This window comes from Streptomyces sparsogenes subsp. cuspidosporus, assembly GCF_039532705.1.
Lineage (GTDB): Bacteria > Actinomycetota > Actinomycetes > Streptomycetales > Streptomycetaceae > Streptomyces > Streptomyces sparsogenes.
Window position 1 is genome coordinate 243,627 of record NZ_BAAASD010000002.1, and the last position, 18,100, is coordinate 261,726.

Annotated in this window: 13 protein-coding genes and 1 pseudogene; 11 read left to right on the forward strand and 3 right to left on the reverse strand. The window is 69.9% G+C overall.

Going from position 1 to position 18,100, the window contains the following annotated elements; all coding sequences use genetic code 11:
- Window positions 1–147: 147 nt before the first annotated feature.
- The 4 genes from ABFY07_RS03620 (at window position 148) to ABFY07_RS03635 (ending at window position 5,144) form a co-directional block, all read left to right on the forward strand.
- The gene (locus tag ABFY07_RS03620; protein WP_346173016.1) at window positions 148–429 is read left to right on the forward strand and encodes a hypothetical protein; all 282 of its coding nucleotides are present in this window, start codon (window positions 148–150) and stop codon (window positions 427–429) included.
- A complete protein-coding gene (locus ABFY07_RS03625; RefSeq protein ID WP_346173017.1) occupies window positions 429–2,690 on the forward strand; it encodes a heavy metal translocating P-type ATPase in 2,262 nt (753 codons plus the stop codon). Before ABFY07_RS03620 ends, ABFY07_RS03625 begins: the two co-directional genes overlap by 1 nt.
- Window positions 2,687–3,199: a copper chaperone PCu(A)C gene (locus ABFY07_RS03630; RefSeq protein WP_346173018.1), complete on the forward strand. Its 513-nt coding sequence runs from the start codon at window positions 2,687–2,689 to the stop codon at window positions 3,197–3,199. The genes ABFY07_RS03625 and ABFY07_RS03630 overlap by 4 nt, the downstream gene beginning before the upstream one ends.
- 250 nt (window positions 3,200–3,449) lie before the next feature.
- A complete protein-coding gene (locus ABFY07_RS03635) occupies window positions 3,450–5,144 on the forward strand; it encodes a carbohydrate-binding module family 20 domain-containing protein (RefSeq protein ID WP_346173019.1) in 1,695 nt (564 codons plus the stop codon).
- 132 nt (window positions 5,145–5,276) lie between these two features.
- Here the strand turns inward: ABFY07_RS03635 and ABFY07_RS03640 are convergent, their stop codons facing one another.
- Window positions 5,277–6,320, reverse strand: coding sequence for a LacI family DNA-binding transcriptional regulator (locus ABFY07_RS03640; RefSeq protein WP_346173020.1), 1,044 nt, complete (start codon window positions 6,318–6,320; stop codon window positions 5,277–5,279).
- 237 nt (window positions 6,321–6,557) lie between these two features.
- Between ABFY07_RS03640 and ABFY07_RS03645 the strand changes: the two genes are divergently transcribed.
- Genes ABFY07_RS03645 through ABFY07_RS03665 form a run of 5 tightly spaced genes read left to right on the forward strand, consistent with a single transcriptional unit; the run spans window position 6,558 to window position 12,557 of the window.
- Window positions 6,558–7,832 carry an extracellular solute-binding protein gene (locus tag ABFY07_RS03645; protein WP_346173021.1) on the forward strand — a complete coding sequence of 425 codons (1,275 nt, stop codon included), beginning with the start codon at window positions 6,558–6,560 and terminating at the stop codon, window positions 7,830–7,832.
- 23 nt (window positions 7,833–7,855) lie between these two features.
- The gene (locus ABFY07_RS03650; RefSeq protein ID WP_346173022.1) at window positions 7,856–8,866 is read left to right on the forward strand and encodes a carbohydrate ABC transporter permease; all 1,011 of its coding nucleotides are present in this window, start codon (window positions 7,856–7,858) and stop codon (window positions 8,864–8,866) included.
- Window positions 8,863–9,774 (forward strand): sugar ABC transporter permease, encoded by a 912-nt coding sequence (locus ABFY07_RS03655; protein WP_428836848.1) that lies wholly within the window; start codon window positions 8,863–8,865, stop codon window positions 9,772–9,774. Before ABFY07_RS03650 ends, ABFY07_RS03655 begins: the two co-directional genes overlap by 4 nt.
- 60 nt (window positions 9,775–9,834) lie before the next feature.
- Window positions 9,835–11,493 carry a glycoside hydrolase family 13 protein gene (locus ABFY07_RS03660; protein ID WP_346173023.1) on the forward strand — a complete coding sequence of 553 codons (1,659 nt, stop codon included), beginning with the start codon at window positions 9,835–9,837 and terminating at the stop codon, window positions 11,491–11,493.
- Window positions 11,481–12,557, forward strand: a complete 1,077-nt coding sequence (locus tag ABFY07_RS03665) for a LacI family DNA-binding transcriptional regulator (RefSeq protein WP_346173024.1) — start codon at window positions 11,481–11,483, stop codon at window positions 12,555–12,557. The genes ABFY07_RS03660 and ABFY07_RS03665 overlap by 13 nt, the downstream gene beginning before the upstream one ends.
- 278 nt (window positions 12,558–12,835) lie before the next feature.
- On the opposite strand, the pseudogene ABFY07_RS03670 reads toward ABFY07_RS03665, so the two are convergent.
- Window positions 12,836–14,725, reverse strand: a pseudogene (locus ABFY07_RS03670) (glycoside hydrolase family 127 protein); the annotation flags it as partial.
- A 25-nt stretch (window positions 14,726–14,750) separates the two neighbouring features.
- The gene (locus ABFY07_RS03675; protein WP_346173025.1) at window positions 14,751–16,388 is read right to left on the reverse strand and encodes a glycoside hydrolase family 43 protein; all 1,638 of its coding nucleotides are present in this window, start codon (window positions 16,386–16,388) and stop codon (window positions 14,751–14,753) included.
- A gap of 603 nt (window positions 16,389–16,991) precedes the next feature.
- On the opposite strand from ABFY07_RS03675, the gene ABFY07_RS03680 reads away from it, so the two are divergent.
- Both ABFY07_RS03680 and ABFY07_RS03685 read left to right on the forward strand, forming a co-directional pair.
- Window positions 16,992–17,549: a helix-turn-helix domain-containing protein gene (locus ABFY07_RS03680; RefSeq protein WP_346173026.1), complete on the forward strand. Its 558-nt coding sequence runs from the start codon at window positions 16,992–16,994 to the stop codon at window positions 17,547–17,549.
- Window positions 17,550–17,559: 10 nt separating this feature from the next.
- Window positions 17,560–17,946: a VOC family protein gene (locus ABFY07_RS03685; RefSeq protein ID WP_346173027.1), complete on the forward strand. Its 387-nt coding sequence runs from the start codon at window positions 17,560–17,562 to the stop codon at window positions 17,944–17,946.
- Window positions 17,947–18,100: the final 154 nt, after the last annotated feature.

An 18,100-nucleotide genomic window follows, 5' to 3' on the forward strand; every position in this document is an offset into this window, starting at 1 on the left:
ATCCAGCTGAACCCTGCGTGCGGGGAACACCCGCGTGACGCAGGCCACCTGTCCCCCCTCGGAACTCAACCGGCCGCCACCCCGACTCCTGTACCGGTACGGCTCGATCCCCCGGAAGCCGTACGACCCGATCGGGAGATACGACAGATGCCGCAGACTCGGCGACCCGCTTCCCGTCCGGCAGCTGCGCTGCTGCGCGCAGCCCTGCCGCCGCCCGCCCTGTGCGGTTTCCTGCTCCTGCTGGCGCTGGTGTTCACGGCGTCCTACACCGTCGGAGCGGGCGTGGGCCCCGTCGCGCCCGGTATGCACGGGCCCGGCACGACCGGAGGCGGCTCGCCGGGCGGCCACGACGGCGGCGGCATGGACATGGGCGGCATGGACATGAACGGCACGGGTGATACGGGCGCGCCTCGCGGAAGCGAGGGCTGATGGCCACCGAACCGGCGTCCGTGGAGGTCGTGACCGACCTCGCCGTGGCCGGCATGACGTGCGCGGCCTGCGTGAAACGCGTCGAGAGGAAGCTCGCCAGGCTGGACGGGGTCACCGCGAGCGTCAATCTGGCCACCGGCCGGGCCCGGGTGCACCACCCCTCGACGACAAGCCCGGACCAGCTCATCGCGGCGGTGGAGCAGGCCGGTTACCCGGCAGCGCTCCCGGAGCCGGCGCGGCGCGCGGCGCGCGAGGACGGCGACGAGCCGGACGACACCCGGCGGGACCGCGACCGGCTGGTGATCACGGCACTGCTGGCGGTGCCGGTGCTGGTCCTGTCGATGGTGCCCGCGTGGCAGTTCCGCAACTGGCAGTGGCTGTGCTTCGTCCTCGCCACGCCCGTCGTCGGCTGGAGTGCCTGGCCCTTCCACCGGCGGGCGGCGCGCGGGCTGCGGCACTCGGCGGCGACCATGGACACCCTGGTCTCCCTCGGCGTGATCGCCTCCTTCGCCTGGTCCTCCTACGCCCTCTTCCTCGGCGGCGCCGGCGATCCCGGCATGCGCATGCCGCTGCGCCTCATGCCCACCGCCCCGGACGGCGTGGCCCATGTGTACCTGGAGGCCGCGGCCGGCGTACCGCTGTTCGTCCTGGCGGGCCGGTTCCTGGAGGCACGCGCCCGACGGGGAACCGGTGCGGCGCTGCGCTCACTGGCCCGGCTGGCCGCCAAGGAGGTGTCCGTACGCGACGGCTCGGGGGAACGTCTCGTCCCGGTCGAGGAACTGGCGCCGGGACACGTGTTCGTCGTGCGCCCCGGCGAGCGGGTGGCCACCGACGGCACCGTCACGGAGGGGAGTTCGGCTGTGGACCTCTCCCTGGTCACCGGAGAGAGTGAACCGGTCGAGGTCGGCCCCGGATCGGCCGTGATCGGTGGCGCCGTCAACGCCGGCGGTCTGCTCCTGGTCCGCGCCACCGCGGTCGGCGCCGACACCCAGCTGGCCCGCATCACCCGTCTGGTGACCGAGGCGCAGGCAGGCAAGGCCCGGGCCCAGCGCCTCGCGGACAAGGTCGCCGGGGTCTTCGTACCGGTGGTGCTCACCCAGGCCGTCACGGTGCTCGGGTTCTGGCTGGGCGCGGGAGCCGACCCGCAGGCCGCGGTCACCGCGTGCGTGGCCGTCCTGGTCGTGGCCTGCCCCTGTGCGCTCGGGCTCGCCACCCCCACCGCGCTGATGGCGGCGACCGGCCGCGGCGCCCAACTGGGTGTCCTGGTCAGCGGACCGCGGGCGCTGGAGGGACTCCAGCACATCGACGTCGTCGTGCTCGACAAGACCGGCACCCTCACCTCGGGACACATGAGTGTCGCCCGGGTCACCGCCGTACCGAGCGGCCTCGGCGAGAAGGAGGCGATCCGGCTGGCCGGCGCGGTCGAGCAGGGCTCGGAACACCCGCTGGGCCGCGCCGTCACCGCGTACGCCCGGCGAAGGGCCACCCCGGACACGCTTCCGGCGGTGACCGGCTTCGCGGCGCTGCCGGGCCGGGGCGTGCGCGGGCACGTGGCGGGGCGGCTGGTGGAGGTGCTGGCCCCGGACGACACGCTTCCGGCCCCCCTGGCCCACGCCCTGCCGCGCGCCGGGAAGGCCGCCCACACGCCGGTCATGGTCCGCGTCGACGGCACGGTGGAGGCCCTGGTCGAGGTCGGGGACGTGCTGCGGCCGGACAGCTACCGGGCCGTGGACCGGCTCACACGCCTCGGCGTACGGCCGGTGCTGGCCACCGGCGACCGCGAGGCACCCGCCCGGGCGATCGCCGCGGAACTCCGTATCGAGGAAGTGCACGCGCGCTGCGGCCCCGAGGACAAGGCCGACCTCGTGCGGCGGCTGCGCGAGGAGGGCCACCGGGTGGCGGTCGTCGGCGACGGCGTCAACGACGCGGCGGCCCTGGCCGGCGCGGACCTCGGGGTCGCCATGAGCACGGGCACGGACGTGGCCATCGGCGCCGCCGACGTGACCCTCGTACGCGGCGACATCGAAGCCCTCGCCGACGCCGTCCGCCTCTCCCGCCGCACCCTGGCCACGATCCGGGCCAACCTGCTGTGGGCGTTCGGCTACAACGTCGTGACCGTGCCCCTGGCCATGGTCGGCCTGCTCAATCCGATGCTCGCCGCCGCCGCGATGTCCGTCAGCTCGCTGCTCGTCGTCGGCAACAGCCTGCGGCTGCGCGCCTGGCGGCCATCCCCGACTCCGCCACAGAGGCCCGCCCGATGACATCCCACGCCTGGATCCCCACCCGCCGCCGGCTTGCGGACACCGCGTCGGCCGCTCTCGCCCCGGTCTGCGCCTGCGTCCTGTCCCTGGGCGGACTCGCGGTCTGGACCGCCACGGGCAACGCGGGCAGTCCCGCGGACATCGCCGTCACCGACGCACGGCTGTACCTCCCCGGCCGGGGCGTCCCGGAGACGGCCGCGTTCTTCAGGATCAGCAACACCGGCGGCAGCGCGGACCGCCTGCTCGCGGTGACCTCCTCGCGGATCAGCGAGGGCATCTCCCTCAGCCGGCACAGGATGACGGCCGACGGAGCGGGCTACCGGCAGATCACGGACTCCCTGGCGGTCCCGGCGGGGGACACCCTCGACATGTCCCCGTTCAGCAGCGACGTGACCGTCCCGGCCGACGCGGACTGGCGGACCGGGGACCTCGTGCCCTTCACTCTTCGCTTCGAACACAGCGGGCGGGTCGAGGCCCTCGCGGTGGTGGTGCGCCCGGGTACGGGGTGAGGCGCTGTACGGAAAGCCAAACACCGACTCTGGCTTGAGTGCAATAAGTTGCCGAAAGTTACCACCCCGCGTTGCGTGCCTGCGGCTTCGGGCTTCTCTCTGCGCGAAGGGTTGACCTCTGGTAAGCGGCGCCGTACGGTCTCGACCGCAAATTGTTGCAGCAAGAACCAATAACGGCCTTCTCCGACAGGGCGCGTGGTCGATCGAGGCTGACCTCTGGTACCCCCCCCACTTCCACACTGGAGCAATCATGGCCATAAAGACCGTGGCCGCTGCACTCGCCGCCCTGGCGGGAGCCGCTGTGGCCGTCACGGCACCGACGCCGGCGCAGGCGAGCGCGCCCGGCGGCAGGGACGTCACCGCGGTGATGTTCGAATGGAACTTCGCGTCCGTCGCGAAGGCCTGCACGGACGAGCTGGGCCCCGACGGGTACGGGTACGTCCAGGTGTCCCCGCCCAACGAACACATCCAGGGCACGTCCTGGTGGACCGCCTACCAGCCCGTCAGTTACAGGATCGGCACCAAACTGGGCGACCGCTCGGCCTTCAAGAGCATGGTGGACACCTGTCACGCGGCGGGTGTCAAAGTGGTGGCGGACACCGTGATCAACCACATGGCGAACGCCTCCGGCACGGGCACCGCCGGCTCGCCCTTCAGCAAGTACGACTACCCCGGCACCTACTCCGCCGGTGACATGGACGACTGCACGAGCAACATCAGCAACTACGCGGACCGCTGGAACGTCCAGCACTGCGAGATGGGCGGCCTGCCCGACCTCGACACCGGCGAGGAGTACGTCCGCAGGACCATCGCCGGTTACCTGAACGACCTGCTCTCTCTCGGGGTCGACGGCTTCCGCGTCGACGCGGCCAAGCACATCCCCGAGGACGACCTCGCCAACATCAAGTCCCGGCTCACCAACTCCGGCGTCTACTGGAAGCAGGAGACGATCGGCGCCTCCGGGGAGGCGGTCCAGCCGCCCGAGTTCTACAACACGGGCGACGTGCAGGAGTTCCACTACGCCTACGACCTCAAGCGGGTCTTCACCAGTGAGAAGCTCGCGGAGCTGAAGAACTTCGGAGAAGCGTGGGGGTACGTCCGCTCCGACAAGGCGTCGGTGTTCGTCGACAACCACGACACCGAGCGCAACGGCGGCAGTCTCACCTACAAGAACGGCGCCGACTACACCCTCGCCCACGTCTTCATGCTGGCCTGGCCCTACGGCTCGCCCGACGTGCACTCAGGCTACGAGTTCAGCGACAAGGACGCCGGCGGCCCGAACAACGGCCAGGTGAACGCCTGTTACTCCGACGGCTGGAAGTGCCAGCACGCCTGGCGGGAGATCGCCGGCATGGTCGAGTTCCGCAACACGGCCGCCGGCACCGCCGTGACCGACTGGTGGGACAACGGCGGCAACCAGATCGCCTTCGGCCGCGGTGACAAGGCGTACGTCGTCATCAACCACGAGGGCGCCACGCTGACCCGCACCTTCCAGACCTCCCTGCCCGCCGGCGACTACTGCGACGTGCAGAGCGGCAAGGGTGTCAAGGTCGACTCCAACGGACGGTTCACCGCGACCCTGGGTGCCGACTCGGCCCTCGCCCTGCACGTGGGGGCGAAGAGCTGCGACACCTCCAACCCCGACCCGGCGACCACCGGGGCCTCCTTCAACGTCAACGCCAACACCCAGTGGGGCGAGAACATCCACGTCGTCGGCAGCACCTCCGCCCTCGGCGGCTGGAACCCCTCCAAGGCCCTCAAACTGGACCCGGCGGGCTACCCCGTCTGGAAGCTCGATGTGTCCCTGCCCGCGGGCACCTCGTTCGAGTACAAGTACATCCGCAAGGACGCCCGCGACAACGTCATCTGGGAGGGCGGTTCCCATCGCACGGCCACCGTCCCGTCCAGCGGCGCGGTCACGCTGAACGACACATGGCGCGGCTGACCGCCCTTCCCGCCGGCGGTCCCTGACCGCCGGCGGGGGCGGCGATCGACGACAAGGGCCGCCCGGCCCGTCGCACCGGGCGGTCCCGCGCCCGGGGCACGGCGGTGCCCCCCGGGCGGCGACCTGGCGGGGTCAGTCCCGGCGCGTGGTCGTCTGCTGTGCGTCGGGTGCGGCCGTCGTGGATCCCCGCACCACCAGCTCCGGCATGAAGACGAACTCGGTGTGGGGGGCGGGCGTGCCGCCGATCTCCTCGAGCACCGCCCGCACCGCGGCCTGGCCCATGGCCTGCACCGGCTGCCGGATGGTGGTCAGTGGGGGATCGGTGAACGCTATGAGCGGGGAGTCGTCGAAGCCGACCACCGACACGTCCTGGGGTACCCGCAGGCCGGCCTGGCGGGCGGCCCGGATCGCGCCGAGCGCCATCATGTCGCTGGCGCACACGATCGCCGTGCACCCCTGGGCGAGCAGCGTCGTCGCCGCGGCTTGTCCGCCCTCCATCGTGTAGAGGGAGTGCTGGATCAGCTCTTCGCTCTTCTCGGGGGCGAGGCCGAGCCGCTCGTGCATCCCCGTCCGGAAGCCCTCGATCTTGCGCTGCACCGGCACGAACCGGCGCGGCCCGACCGCGAGTCCGATCCTGGTGTGGCCGAGCGAGGCCAGATGTGTCACGGCCAACTGCGTGGCGGCACGGTCGTCGGTCGAGACGAACGGTGCCTTGATCCTGGGCGAGAAGCCGTTGAGGAGCACGAACGGCATTCCCTGCAGGCGCAGCTGGTCGTAGCGGTGGGTGTCCGCCGTCGTGTCGGCGTGCAGACCGGAGACGTAGATGATGCCCGATACGTTCCGGTCCACCAGCATCTCGGTGAGTTCGTCCTCGGTGGAGCCGCCGGGCATCTGGGTGGCCAGGACGGGGGTATAGCCCTGGCGGGTCAGGGCCTGCCCGATGACCTGGGCGAGCGCGGGGAAGATGGGGTTGTCCAGCTCGGGGGTGATCAGGCCGACCAGGCCCGCGCTACGGGTCCTCAGTCGCACGGGACGCTCGTACCCGAGCACGTCCAGGGCGGCCAGGACGGATTCGCGGGTGCCGGTGGCCACGCCGGGCTTGCCGTTGAGCACGCGGCTGACTGTGGCTTCACTGACCCCCGCCTGGGCTGCTATGTCGGCGAGCCGCGCGGTCATGGGAATGGACTGTACCGGCTACGGGCTGAGGATGCCCACCAGCGCGAGGGGAGGCGCCCGGAGCGCTCCGCGTGAAAGCCGTTGCAGTGGTGTGTGGCGGCTCCTGCCTGGTCCGAGACGGACACCGGATTCTTGCAGAAATATCGCGCAAGGTCTTTCGGGCGTCTTTCAATCCTGTTACGTTCCTGCCAACCCGGCGCCGCGAGGGAGCGGCCAGGACGAGGTGAAGGAGTTGACATGCGGCGTGGCATAGCGGCCACCGCGCTGGTCGCGGCCCTGACCATGACAGCTGCGGCATGCGGTGGGGACAGCGACGGCGGAAACAACGGCTCCAAGAGCGGCAAGGGGCTCTCTGGCACCGTCACCTTCTGGGACACCTCCAACGAGGCGGAGAAGGCCACGTACAAGGCGCTCGCCGAGGGCTTCGAGAAGGAGCACCCGAACGTCAAGGTCAACTACGTCAACGTCCCGTTCGGCGAAGCCAACGCCAAGTTCAAGAACGCCGCGGGCGGCAACGCCGGCGCCCCCGACGTGATGCGTACCGAGGTCGCCTGGGTCGCCGACTTCGCGAACCTCGGCTACCTGGCTCCGCTGGACGGCACGCCCGCGCTCGACAAGGCGGACGACTACCTGCCGACCGCGGCCGGAAGCACCAAGTTCAACGGCAAGACCTACGCGGTCCCGCAGGTGACGGACACCCTCGCGCTCTTCTACAACAAGAAGATGCTCAAGGACGCCGGGGCGAAGGTCCCGACCTCCCTGGACGAACTCAAGGACGTCTCCGCGAAGATCAGGAAGAAGTCCGGCAAGACCGGCTTCTACCTGCGCGGCGACGACCCGTACTGGTTCCTGCCCTACCTGTACGGCGAGGGCGGCGACCTGGTCGACGCGAAGAACAAGACGATCAAGGTCGACGACCAGCCCGGCGTCAAGGCGTACGCGGCCATGAAGGACCTGCTCGACTCCAAGGCGGCCATCACCGACGCCTCGGACGGCTGGAACAACATGGAGAACGCCTTCAAGTCCGGCAAGGTCGCCATGATGATCAACGGCCCGTGGGCGATCGAGGACGTCTCCTCGGGTGCCCAGTTCAAGGACAAGGAGAACCTCGGCGTCGCCCCGGTCCCGGCCGGCAGCGTCAGGCAGGCCTCCCCGCAGGGTGGCTGGGACCTCTCCGTCTACGCCGGCTCCAAGAACCTCGACGCCTCCTACGAGTTCGTCAAGTACATGAGCTCGGCGAAGGTCCAGCAGGAGACGACCGAGAAGATCAGCCTGCTGCCCACCCGGAAGTCGGTCTACGACGTCCCGGCCGTCGCGGACAACGAGATGGTGAAGTTCTTCAAGCCCGCCGTCGACAAGGCCGTCCAGAGGCCGTGGATCGCCCAGGGCAACGCCCTCTTCGAGCCGATCCGGCTGCAGATGGCCAAGGTGCTCTCGGGTGACACCAGCCCGGAGAACGCCGCCAAGGCCACGGGTGACGCCTTCCGCAAGCTCCTCAAGGACTACAAGTAGGCACGGGAAGGACGGACCGCCCCATGGCTGTCGACACCAGCCGGCCGGCGGCGAAGGCCGCGGGCGCCATGAGCGCCCGCGGCCGCGGCCGCGGCGGCGAGAGGAACCCGGGACGGATACGCAGGGCACTGGGCACCCACTGGTACGCCTGGAGCATGGTCGCCCCCGTGGTGATCGTGATCGGCGTCATCATCGGCTACCCCCTGGCCCGCGGAGCCTATCTGTCGTTCACGGACGCCAATGAGGCCAACGTCGAACGGAACATCGGCGTCAACCACATCCCCGCCACCTACAAGTTCGTGGGCCTGGACAACTACAAGGCGATCCTCACCGACAGCGTCTTCTGGGACCGGCTCGGCTGGACCGTGGTGTGGACCGTGACCTGCGTGGCGCTCTCGTTCACGCTCGGTCTCGCCCTGGCGAACATGCTCAACCGCAAGATCAAGGGCCGCGCCTTCTACCGCACGGCGCTGGTCCTGCCGTGGGCGGTGCCCGCCTTCGTCTCCGTCTTCACCTGGCGGCTGCTGTTCAACGAGCGCAGCGGCCTGTTCAACAAGCTGCTCGAGGGCGGGGGCTTCGACGGGATCTCCTGGCTGAACGACCCGACGTGGGCCAAGGTGTCCGTCATCGCGGTCAACGTCTGGCTCGGCGTCCCCTTCATGCTGGTCGCCACGCTCGGCGGGCTCCAGTCCATTCCGGCGGAGCTGTACGAGGCGGCGGAGATGGACGGCGCCGGGCCCTGGCAGCGGTTCCGCAACATCACCCTGCCGGGGCTGAGGTCGGTGTCCAGCACGGTGGTGCTGCTCAGCGCCATCTGGACGTTCAACATGTTCCCGGTGATCTTCCTGCTCACCCGGGGCGGCCCCGGGGACGCGACCGAGATCCTGGTGACGTACGCCTACCGGCTCTCCTTCGTCATCAGCCCCCGCGACTACGCGAGTTCGGCAGCCTGGGGCGTGGTGATCCTGCTCCTCCTGGCGCTCTTCGCGGTGGGCTACCGCCGTGCCCTTCGCAAGCAGGGAGACTCCTGGTGAACGCAACGACCGCGGACACCCGCAAGACCGCCGACAGCCGCAGGGCGCCCGACACCCGCAGGACCGCCAAGGCCCCGCGCCGGCGCGGGGAGCGCGGCAGGCTCGCCTCCGTCGCCCTGCACGTGTCGCTGATCATCGCCTCCGTCATCGCGGTGTTCCCGCCCCTGTGGCTGCTGGTCACCTCCTTCAAGCCGAAGACCGACGCGTTCGACACCTCGCTCGTCAAGGACTTCACCCTCGGCAACTACAGCCATGTCATCAACGACACCAACTTCCCCTCCTGGCTGCAGAACTCGCTGGTCGTGGTCGGCCTGTCCACCGTCATCGGCGTCTTCATCTCCGCGACCACCGGATACGCGGTCAGCCGGTTCAGGTTTCCCGGGATGCGGCCGCTGATGTGGCTGCTGCTGATCACCCAGATGTTCCCCGTCGCGGTCCTCATCGTGCCGCTGTACAACCTCCTGGCGAAGCTGGGCCTGCTCAACCAGCCCGTCGGACTGGTCGTCACCTATCTCACGGTGGCCGTGCCGTTCTGCGCCTGGATGATGAAGGGCTACTTCGACGGCATCCCCGTCGAGATCGACGAGGCCGGACGGGTCGACGGCCTCAACCCCTTCGGCACCTTCTGGCGCCTGATCCTGCCGCTGGCCAAGCCGGGCCTCGCGGTGACCGCGTTCTACACCTTCATCACCGGCTGGGCGGAAGTGGCCTACGCCTCCGCCTTCATGACCGGCGAGGAGAACCTGACGCTCTCCGGGGGCCTGCAGACCTTCGTCAACCAGTACACGAGCGACTGGGGCTCGCTGACCGCCGCCGCCGTCATCATCGCCGCCCCCGCAGCGGTGATCTTCGGGCTGGTCCAGCGTCACCTGGTCTCCGGCCTGACCGCCGGGGCCACCAAGTCATGACCCACCGAACCGCGTCGACCGGTCCGGATCCGTTCCCCCCTCATCACCTTCAGGGAAGATATGACTCAGCACCTCGCTGAACCCACCACAGGCACGGAAGCCGCCATTCCGGAGGAAAGGCCGGGCTGGTGGCGAGAAGCGGTGATCTATCAGGTCTACCCCCGAAGCTTCGCCGACGGAAACGGCGACGGCATGGGCGATCTGGCGGGCATCCGCTCCCGGCTGCCGTACCTGCGTGAGCTGGGCGTGGACGCCGTGTGGCTCAGCCCCTTCTACGCCTCGCCGCAGGCCGACGCCGGGTACGACGTCGCCGACTACCGCGCCATCGACCCGATGTTCGGCACCCTGCACGACGCCGACGGCCTGATCCGCGACGCCCACCGACTGGGCCTGCGCGTCATCGTCGACATCGTGCCCAACCACTGCTCCGACCAGCACGACTGGTTCCAGCGGGCGCTCACCGAGGGCCCCGGCTCACCGCTGCGCGATCGGTTCCACTTCCGGCCCGGCAAGGGGGAGCGGGGGGAGCTCCCGCCGAACGACTGGGAGTCCATCTTCGGCGGGCCCGCCTGGACCCGCACCGAAAACCCGGACGGCACCCCCGGCGACTGGTACCTGCATCTGTTCGCGCCCGAGCAGCCCGACTTCAACTGGGACCACCCGGCGGTCGCCGACGAGTTCCGCTCCATCCTGCGCTTCTGGCTCGACATGGGTGTCGACGGGTTCCGTATCGACGTCGCCCACGGCCTCGTCAAGGCCGCGGGCCTGCCCGACATGGGCCACGCCGAACAGCTCCGGCTGCTCGGCAACCAGGCCCTGCCGTTCTTCGACCAGGACGGTGTGCACGAGATCTACCGCTCGTGGCGCAAGGTCCTGGACGAATACCCCGGGGAACGCGTCGGCGTCGCCGAGGCGTGGACCCCCACCGCGGAGCGCACCGCGCTCTACCTGCGCCCCGACGAGCTGCACCAGGCGTTCAACTTCCACTACCTGAACACCGGCTGGGACGCCGGCGCGCTGCGCGCGGCCATCGACGTGTCGCTGGACGCGATGCGCCCGGTCGGCGCGCCGACCACCTGGGTGCTGTCCAACCACGACGTCGTACGGCACACCACCCGGTTCGCCGAGCAGGGCCCCGGCCAGGGCCTGCGCCGTGCCCGCGCCGCCGCGCTGCTCATGCTGGCGCTGCCCGGATCCGCGTACGTCTACCAGGGCGAGGAACTCGGCCTCCCCGAGGTCACCGACCTGCCCGACGAGGTGCGTCAGGACCCGTCCTTCTTCCGGGAGAACGGCCAGGACGGGCTGCGTGACGGCTGCCGGGTGCCGATCCCGTGGACCGCCGACGGCACCTCGTTCGGGTTCGGGGACGGCGGCAGCTGGCTCCCGCAGCCCCCGGACTGGGGCGCGCTCAGCGTCGAGGCCCAGACCGGCGACCCGGACTCGACCCTCGAGCTGTACCGCCACGCACTGGCCGTGCGCCGTGAGCACCCGGCCCTCGGCGCCGGCTCGGAGGTCGCCTGGCTCGACGACGTCCCCGAAGGCGTACTGGCCTTCCGGCGCACCTCGGCCACCAGGGACTTCGTGTGCACCGTCAACACCACGGGCGAGCCCGTGCGGATCCCGGCCCCCGGGCGGGTGCTGCTGTCGAGCGCCCCGACCGCCGTGCACGGAGGCGAGGTCGAGCTGCCCGCGGACGGCGCGGTCTGGTGGGAGGCGTGAAGCCGCTGACGCCGCGGGGTGCCGACGGCGGCACCCTGCGGCTCCTGGACATCGCGACGCAGGCAGGCGTCAGCGAGGCCACCGCGAGCCGCGTCCTCAACGGCAAACCAGGGGTGGCGGCCGCCACCCGGCAGAAGGTGCTCGCCGCACTCGACGTCCTCGGGTACGAACGCCCGCTGCGGCTGCGCCAGCGCAGCGCCGGGCTGATCGGGTTGATCATCCCTGAGCTCACGAACCCGATCTTCCCGGCGTTCGCGCAGGTCATCGAGCAGGTGCTCGCCGGGTACGGCTATACCCCCGTGCTGTGCACGCAGATGCCGGGTGGCTCGACCGAGGACGAACTGGTCGAGCAGTTGGAGGAGCGGGGTGTCAACGGCATCGTGTTCCTGTCCGGCCTGCACGCGGACACCACGGCGGACACCGTCCGTTACGCGCGGCTCGCCGAGCGGAAGGTGCCGTTCGTCCTCATCAACGGCTTCAACGAGCAGATCAACGCGCCCTTCGTGTCGCCCGACGACCGCTCCGCCGCGCGGATGGCCGTACGCCACCTCGTCGACCTGGGGCACGAGCGCATCGGCCTGGCCATCGGCCCGACCCGGTTCGTGCCCTCCCGGCGCAAGGCGGAGGGTTTCGTCGCGGCCCTGCACACCATGCTCGGGGTAGGCCGTCCCGAGGCCGAGAAGCTCATCCAGCGCACCCTGTTCACCGTCGAGGGCGGGCACGCCGCCGGCGGCGCCCTGGTGGAGGCGGGCTGCACCGGCATCGTCTGCGGCAGTGACCCGATGGCACTCGGCGTCATCAGAGCGGTGCGGGAACGCGGCCTCGACGTGCCGCGGGACATCTCGGTGATCGGTTTCGACGACTCGCCCCTCATCCCGTTCACCGATCCGCCGTTGACCACGGTGCGCCAGCCCGTGCAGGCGATGGCGACCGCCGCGGTGGGAGCGCTCCTGGAAGAGATCGGCGGAACCCCGGTGCAGCGCACCGAGTTCGTGTTCCAGCCGGAACTCGTCGTGCGGGACTCCACCGCGCAGGTGGCGCGGCGCCACCACGGCGGCGCGTAGCCCGACCCTGCTCGAGGCTTCGGGGCCTGCCCTGATCGGGTGGCGGGGTCACAGTGTCAGCCCCGAAGCCTCGCTCGTGGGCGCCGCCGACCCGGGCGCCGGGCGCGTGGAACCCGGGGTCACCGGGCCCTCGGCGCCGGGCCGGAAGCGTGGTTGAACGTAACACCGCTGCAATGCTTGCGCAAGAGTTTGCGAGCGGGTGTGGGCCGGGTGGCGGCGGGGTCTCGCGGAGTTGCCCGAGCATCAAGAACCGCGTGTCCAGAGGGTTGGCCTCAAGCGGTGACGTTCCAGTAGACGGTGTAGTTGTGGCCGTGCGCGTCGTGGAACGGGCCCAGGTTGACGGCGGAGCCGTTGGCGGTGGCCGTGAAGGCGAGCGAGCTGCCGCTGGTCCGTGTGATCGAGGACGTGTTCAGCGTCGGGAGGGAGCTGAGCGAGGCGTTGCCGTAGTTGCCGGACAGCACCACCGGTCCGTAGGTGACCGCGGCGACGCCCGCGTTGTCGTTGGCCGCCCGCATGACGATCCGCATGGGCAGGCGGACGGTGACCGTGTCGCCGGAGGTCCAGGAACGGGTCAAGGTGGCGTAGCTGCCGGGCGTCGTGGTGATGTTCTGCTGAGCGCCGTTGACGCTGATGGTGGCCCCGGTGGTCCAGCCCGGGATACGGATGCGCATCGGCCAGCTGCCGCTGACGTTGCCGGTGACCTGGAGGGTCGTGGTGTCACTGACCGGGTACGACGTGGTCTGGGTGACCGTGATCCCCCGCTGCGACCAGGCGAGCACCGAGGGCACGAACAGGTTCACGATCAGCGTGGTGTCGCTGTGGAAGTAGACGGAGTCCATCAGCTTGGTGTGCATTTCCAGGCCGGTGCCCTGGCAGCACCAGAAGCTGTCGTAGTCGGTGCTCCAGGTGCCACCGCCCCACGCCGGCCCCACGCCACGTCGGCCCCCCGGGTTGAGCGGGGTGAAGTAGGTGACGTGGCCGTGGGCGTCCGCCGGGTTCTGCTGGCCGATCATCTGGTTCAGCCACGCCCGTTCGTAGTAGTCGAACAGGGCGGCGCGGGTGGGGTCCAGCGTGAACAGCTCGCGGGTGAGTGTGAGCATGTTGTACGTGTTGCAGCTTTCGCACGTGTCGCGGTTCAGGTAGGCGGCGATCGCGTTCGGGGGGCGGAAGTGCTCCGCCTGGCTGTTGCCGCCGATGATGTAGGTGTGCGCGTTGACGCAGATGTTCCAGGCGTTGGCGGCGATGTCCCGGTAGCGGGTGGCGCCGGTGGCCTTGTACTCCCGGACGGCGCCGATCCACTTGGGCACCTGCGTGTTGGCGTGCAGTCCGTTCAGCCGGTCCTGGTTGGCTGCCAGCGGGTCGAACACCGCGCCGTGGTCGAACCGCTGAGCGGTGGCAAGCCATCGCGGGTCGCCGGTCTGCTGGTAGATGTCGGACAGCACGGCGTTCATACCACCGAACTCCGTCCGCAACACCGACTGCATCTGCTGGCCGCTCAGCCGGCCGGTCCGCCGGTCGACCCACCCCGCCAGGTTCAGCAGCACGTCACGGGCTTGGGTACTGCCCATGAGGCGCCATACGTCCAGCAGGCCGGCCAGGATCTTGTGGATGACGTAGTACGGCACGTTGCCGTTGGACAGCGTTCCCGCCTCGAGAGCGGTGAAGTCGGACTCGGGGAAGCCGGCCAGATACCCGTTGCCGAACCCGGCTGCGCCGTTGTTGGCCTGGCACTTGGCCAACTCCGCCACCATATAGGCGGCCTTGTCCCGGCAGGTCGTGTCGCCCGCCGCGGCGTACACCTGCGCCCACGCGGTGAGGAAGTGTCCCTGCACATGGGACCGGAAGGGGAAGGACGGCCCGTCCCAGCCACCGTTGGTGGCGGCACCGCGGGTGGACAACCGGTGGTTGGCCCGGAAGTTGTACAGCAATCGGTCGGTGTCGACGAACCGCAGGTAGTTCTGCGTGCGGTTCTGGTTGTCCAGCCATCGGCTCGCGGTCAATCGGACCTGCGTGAGTTCGAAAGGCTGAGCGGACGTTCCGATGTCGGCGCGGGCAGGGCCGCTCGCCGCTCGGGCCGGGGAGGATCCGACGACTGATTCGGCGGCGGAGGCCACGGCCGTGGCCCCGGCCGCCCGCAGCAGCCGACGGCGACTGACGGAGGAGGACAAGGTGCACCCTTTCCACGATGACCTGTCAGGGCGTGGCGAGTTCGAACCGGGTGACCCGGACCGAGCCGCCGAGCGCCTGGGTGGCGTAGTTGAAGATGGCGAACCGGTAACCCATGAAGAACCGCCAGTCGTTGCCCATGGTGAACGCCGGGCCCAGGCGGATGAAGTTGGTGCCGTCGGTGCTGTAGGAAAAGGTGGCGGACCGGGGCGCGCCGGGGCGGATGTCGGCGTTGGCGCGCAGCCAGATGCGGCCGCCGGAGACATTCGCGCTCGCGGCCTCGGTGCCGGTGCCGGTGGTGTTCCAGTTGCCGTCCATGGTCAGCCCGTTCACCATGACCACCCGGGTCGCGCCGCCGTCGCGTTTGAGGCCGATCCACGCGGAGGAGTCGCGCAGCAGAGCGAGCCCGGCCCGGTCGCCGTCGCGCATCGTGGAGTGGTCGAGCTGGACGGTGGCGGTGGAGGTGGGCCCCTGGATCCGGTGGGTGAGGGTGTTGCGGGCCCAGTACAGGTCGTTGGTGACCGTCGCGGTGCGCAGGGTCAGGCCGTTGTCGACGGACCACTTGCTGTTGTCGGGATTGTGGTTCCACTCCCACTTCGGCTTGAGGGTGGTGCCGTCGAAGGTGTCGACGCCGGTCATGGGGGCGACCTGGCGGGTCGGGAGGGGGCTGGGGTAGGAGGCGCCCCAGGCGCCGTTCACCAGCTGGAGGACGGGCCAGCCGTCCGAGGTCCAGGTGATCGGGGCCAGGACCGGGATCCGGCCGCCGGGGTAGGAGTCGACGAAGGCCATGTAGTGCCAGGTGCCGTTCTGGGTCTGCACCAGCCCGCCCTGGTGCGGCACGCCCCCGCCGGAGACCGGGCCGCGCAGGTTGAGCAGGACCTCGCGCATCGTGTAGGGGCCGAAGGGTCCGCTGGTGGACTTCAGGATGTACTGACCGTTGGCCGGGCGGGTGAGGAAGATGTAGTAGTTCCCGTTGATCTTGTAGAAGCGTGATCCCTCAAGGGTGCCGACGCTCGACGGGGTATTGAACACCTGCTGCGCGCGGACCTGGGTGCGCCCGTCGGCGGAGAGCTGGGCCACGCTGATCGTGGTGTTCCCGTAGGACACATACATCGTGTCGTCGTCATCGATGAGCAACCCCGCGTCGTAATAGGCGTTGTTGATCGTCGTGAGCCTGCTCCAGGGCCCTTCCACGGAGGGGGCGGTGTAGATGTACGACTTGGCGAACTCGATGCAGCCGAGCCAGTAGAACGTCCTGTTTCTCGGGCGGTAGGCGAGCGACGAGGCCCAGATCCCCTTCACGTAGCCGCGTGCCCCGCTCAGGTCGTACCTGGACCCGAAGTCCAGGACCGGCACCGAGTGTCCTGCGAACTCCCAGTTGACCAGGTCGTACGAGCGCAGGATGGGCGCCCCCGGCGAGTAGTGCATCGTCGAGGCCGAGTAGTAGTACGTGTCACCGACGCGGATGATGTCGATGTCCGCGAAGTCCTGCCAGAGCACGGGATTCGCGTACTGTGCGGCGGCGGAAGGGGCCGTCGCCGCGCCGCCGGCGGGGGACGCGGCGGCGGGGGAGCCGGCGGCCACGGGCACCGCCGCCCCCGCGATCAGACCGGTGGCCGTGGTCAGGGCTTTGCGGCGACTGTGCTCGTGATGGAGCCAGGACATGTCGGATCGCTCTCCTTTGCCGTAGGCGGAAGCGCTACAGGGGTGACGACGTGCCGGCGCGGTGGCGGGTCCCCATCTCCGTGCAGATCCTGAATTGTCGTTCGGAATACCGAACAACAATCGGGAGGTCGGACAAGTTTGGATGATAGGCGGCCTCCGCGAGGCGTCAACACCCCGTGCGCCCATCACTCCCGCGATGCCGGGCTCCAGGTCGGTGCCGCTCAACCAGGAGGGCGACTCCGATCTCTGTGGAATCTTCGCGACGACTGTCTCCTCAACGGCCGGGTTCGCGTCGGAGGCGTGGGCGTGTGCTGATCGCTGCCCTCTCTCTTCCGCCTCGGGCGATGTGAGAATGCGGGCGTGGAACTGCGTCAGGCATGTCATGAGGCCGGCATCGGTGTGGTCGCCGCCGGCGAACACACCGGTCCGCCTCGGCTGCACAGGGCAGTACCGGCTCTGTCCGCTCGGCTGGTCGTCAGCCTGGGCGCGCCCATGGAGGTCCGATACGACGGACACGTCCGCCACACGCGGGCGGTCGTCGCCGGGTTGATGCGACCGGGGACCGCCACCCCGTCCCTCACCCTTCGGCCGGATCAGCCGACGGTGTACGTGGAGCTGTCCCCGTCGGCCATGCACCGTCTCACCGAAGTGCCGCTCGGCGAGGTGGATGCCGGGGGTGTCGACGCGGACGACCTCCTGCCCTGGGTGAGCCGGGTGTGCGAGGAGCTGGCGAGTCATCCGGCCTGGCGACGAGAGTGGCACATGCGCGTTCGTCTGCTTGAACGCCTGGAGCGAGCCGGCCGGACCACGATGTCCCCCGACGCCCTCGAACCACTGAAGATCATCGCGGCAAGCGGCGGGCGGGTGTCCGTTGAGGAGTTGGCTCGACACGCGCACCTGAGCCCGCGCCAGCTGCGCCATGTGATGCGGCGCGCGCTCGGCGTCGGGCCGAAATTCGCCTCACGCGTCGCGCGTCTGGCCACCGCTGTGCGGCGGGCCGGCGACGGGGCCGACTCCTGGGCTCGGATCGCGGCCGAGAGCGGCTACCACGATCAGAGCCACCTCGTGCGTGACTTCAACGACCTCATGGAGACGACCCCGTCCGGATGGTTGACGGAGGAACGCCGAAATCTACAAGCCCAGCGCCGCCCGTCCCTGTGACCATCACGCCATGACCCATGAACTACACCCCAAGTTGCTCGTGTCCGACGCCGAGGCGGCCATCGACTTCTACACCGAGGCCCTGGACGCGACGCTCACCCTCCGGGTGGCAGACGAACAGGGCGTGGTGAACCACGCCGAGATCGCTGTGGGAGCGGCGACTCTCGCCTTGGCGCAGAGCGTCGCGGAGTGGGGGTGGCACGACCCCGAGTCGCTGGGCGGCTCGCCCGTCCTCATCACGGTGAACGTGCCCGATCCGGATGCGACCGCAGACCGCATGGTGCGGCTGGGAGCCGAGCTGGTGATCCCCGTCGAGAACCGCCCGTACGGCAAGCGGCAGGGCAGGGTCAAGGACCCCTTCGGGCACCTGTGGGTGATCAGCGGTGATCTCCGCTAGGGAGGTCGGGAACGTGGCCGCGGCGCCATGGTTCGATCGTCCCGCGGAGCAGGCGGCTCTCCGCATCGCGCCGGCCCGTCCGCCGGCACGGGGGAGCCGACCCGCTCGGCGATGGCCCGCCGGTAGTTCGGGCACTGGGTGACGTCCTCGTACT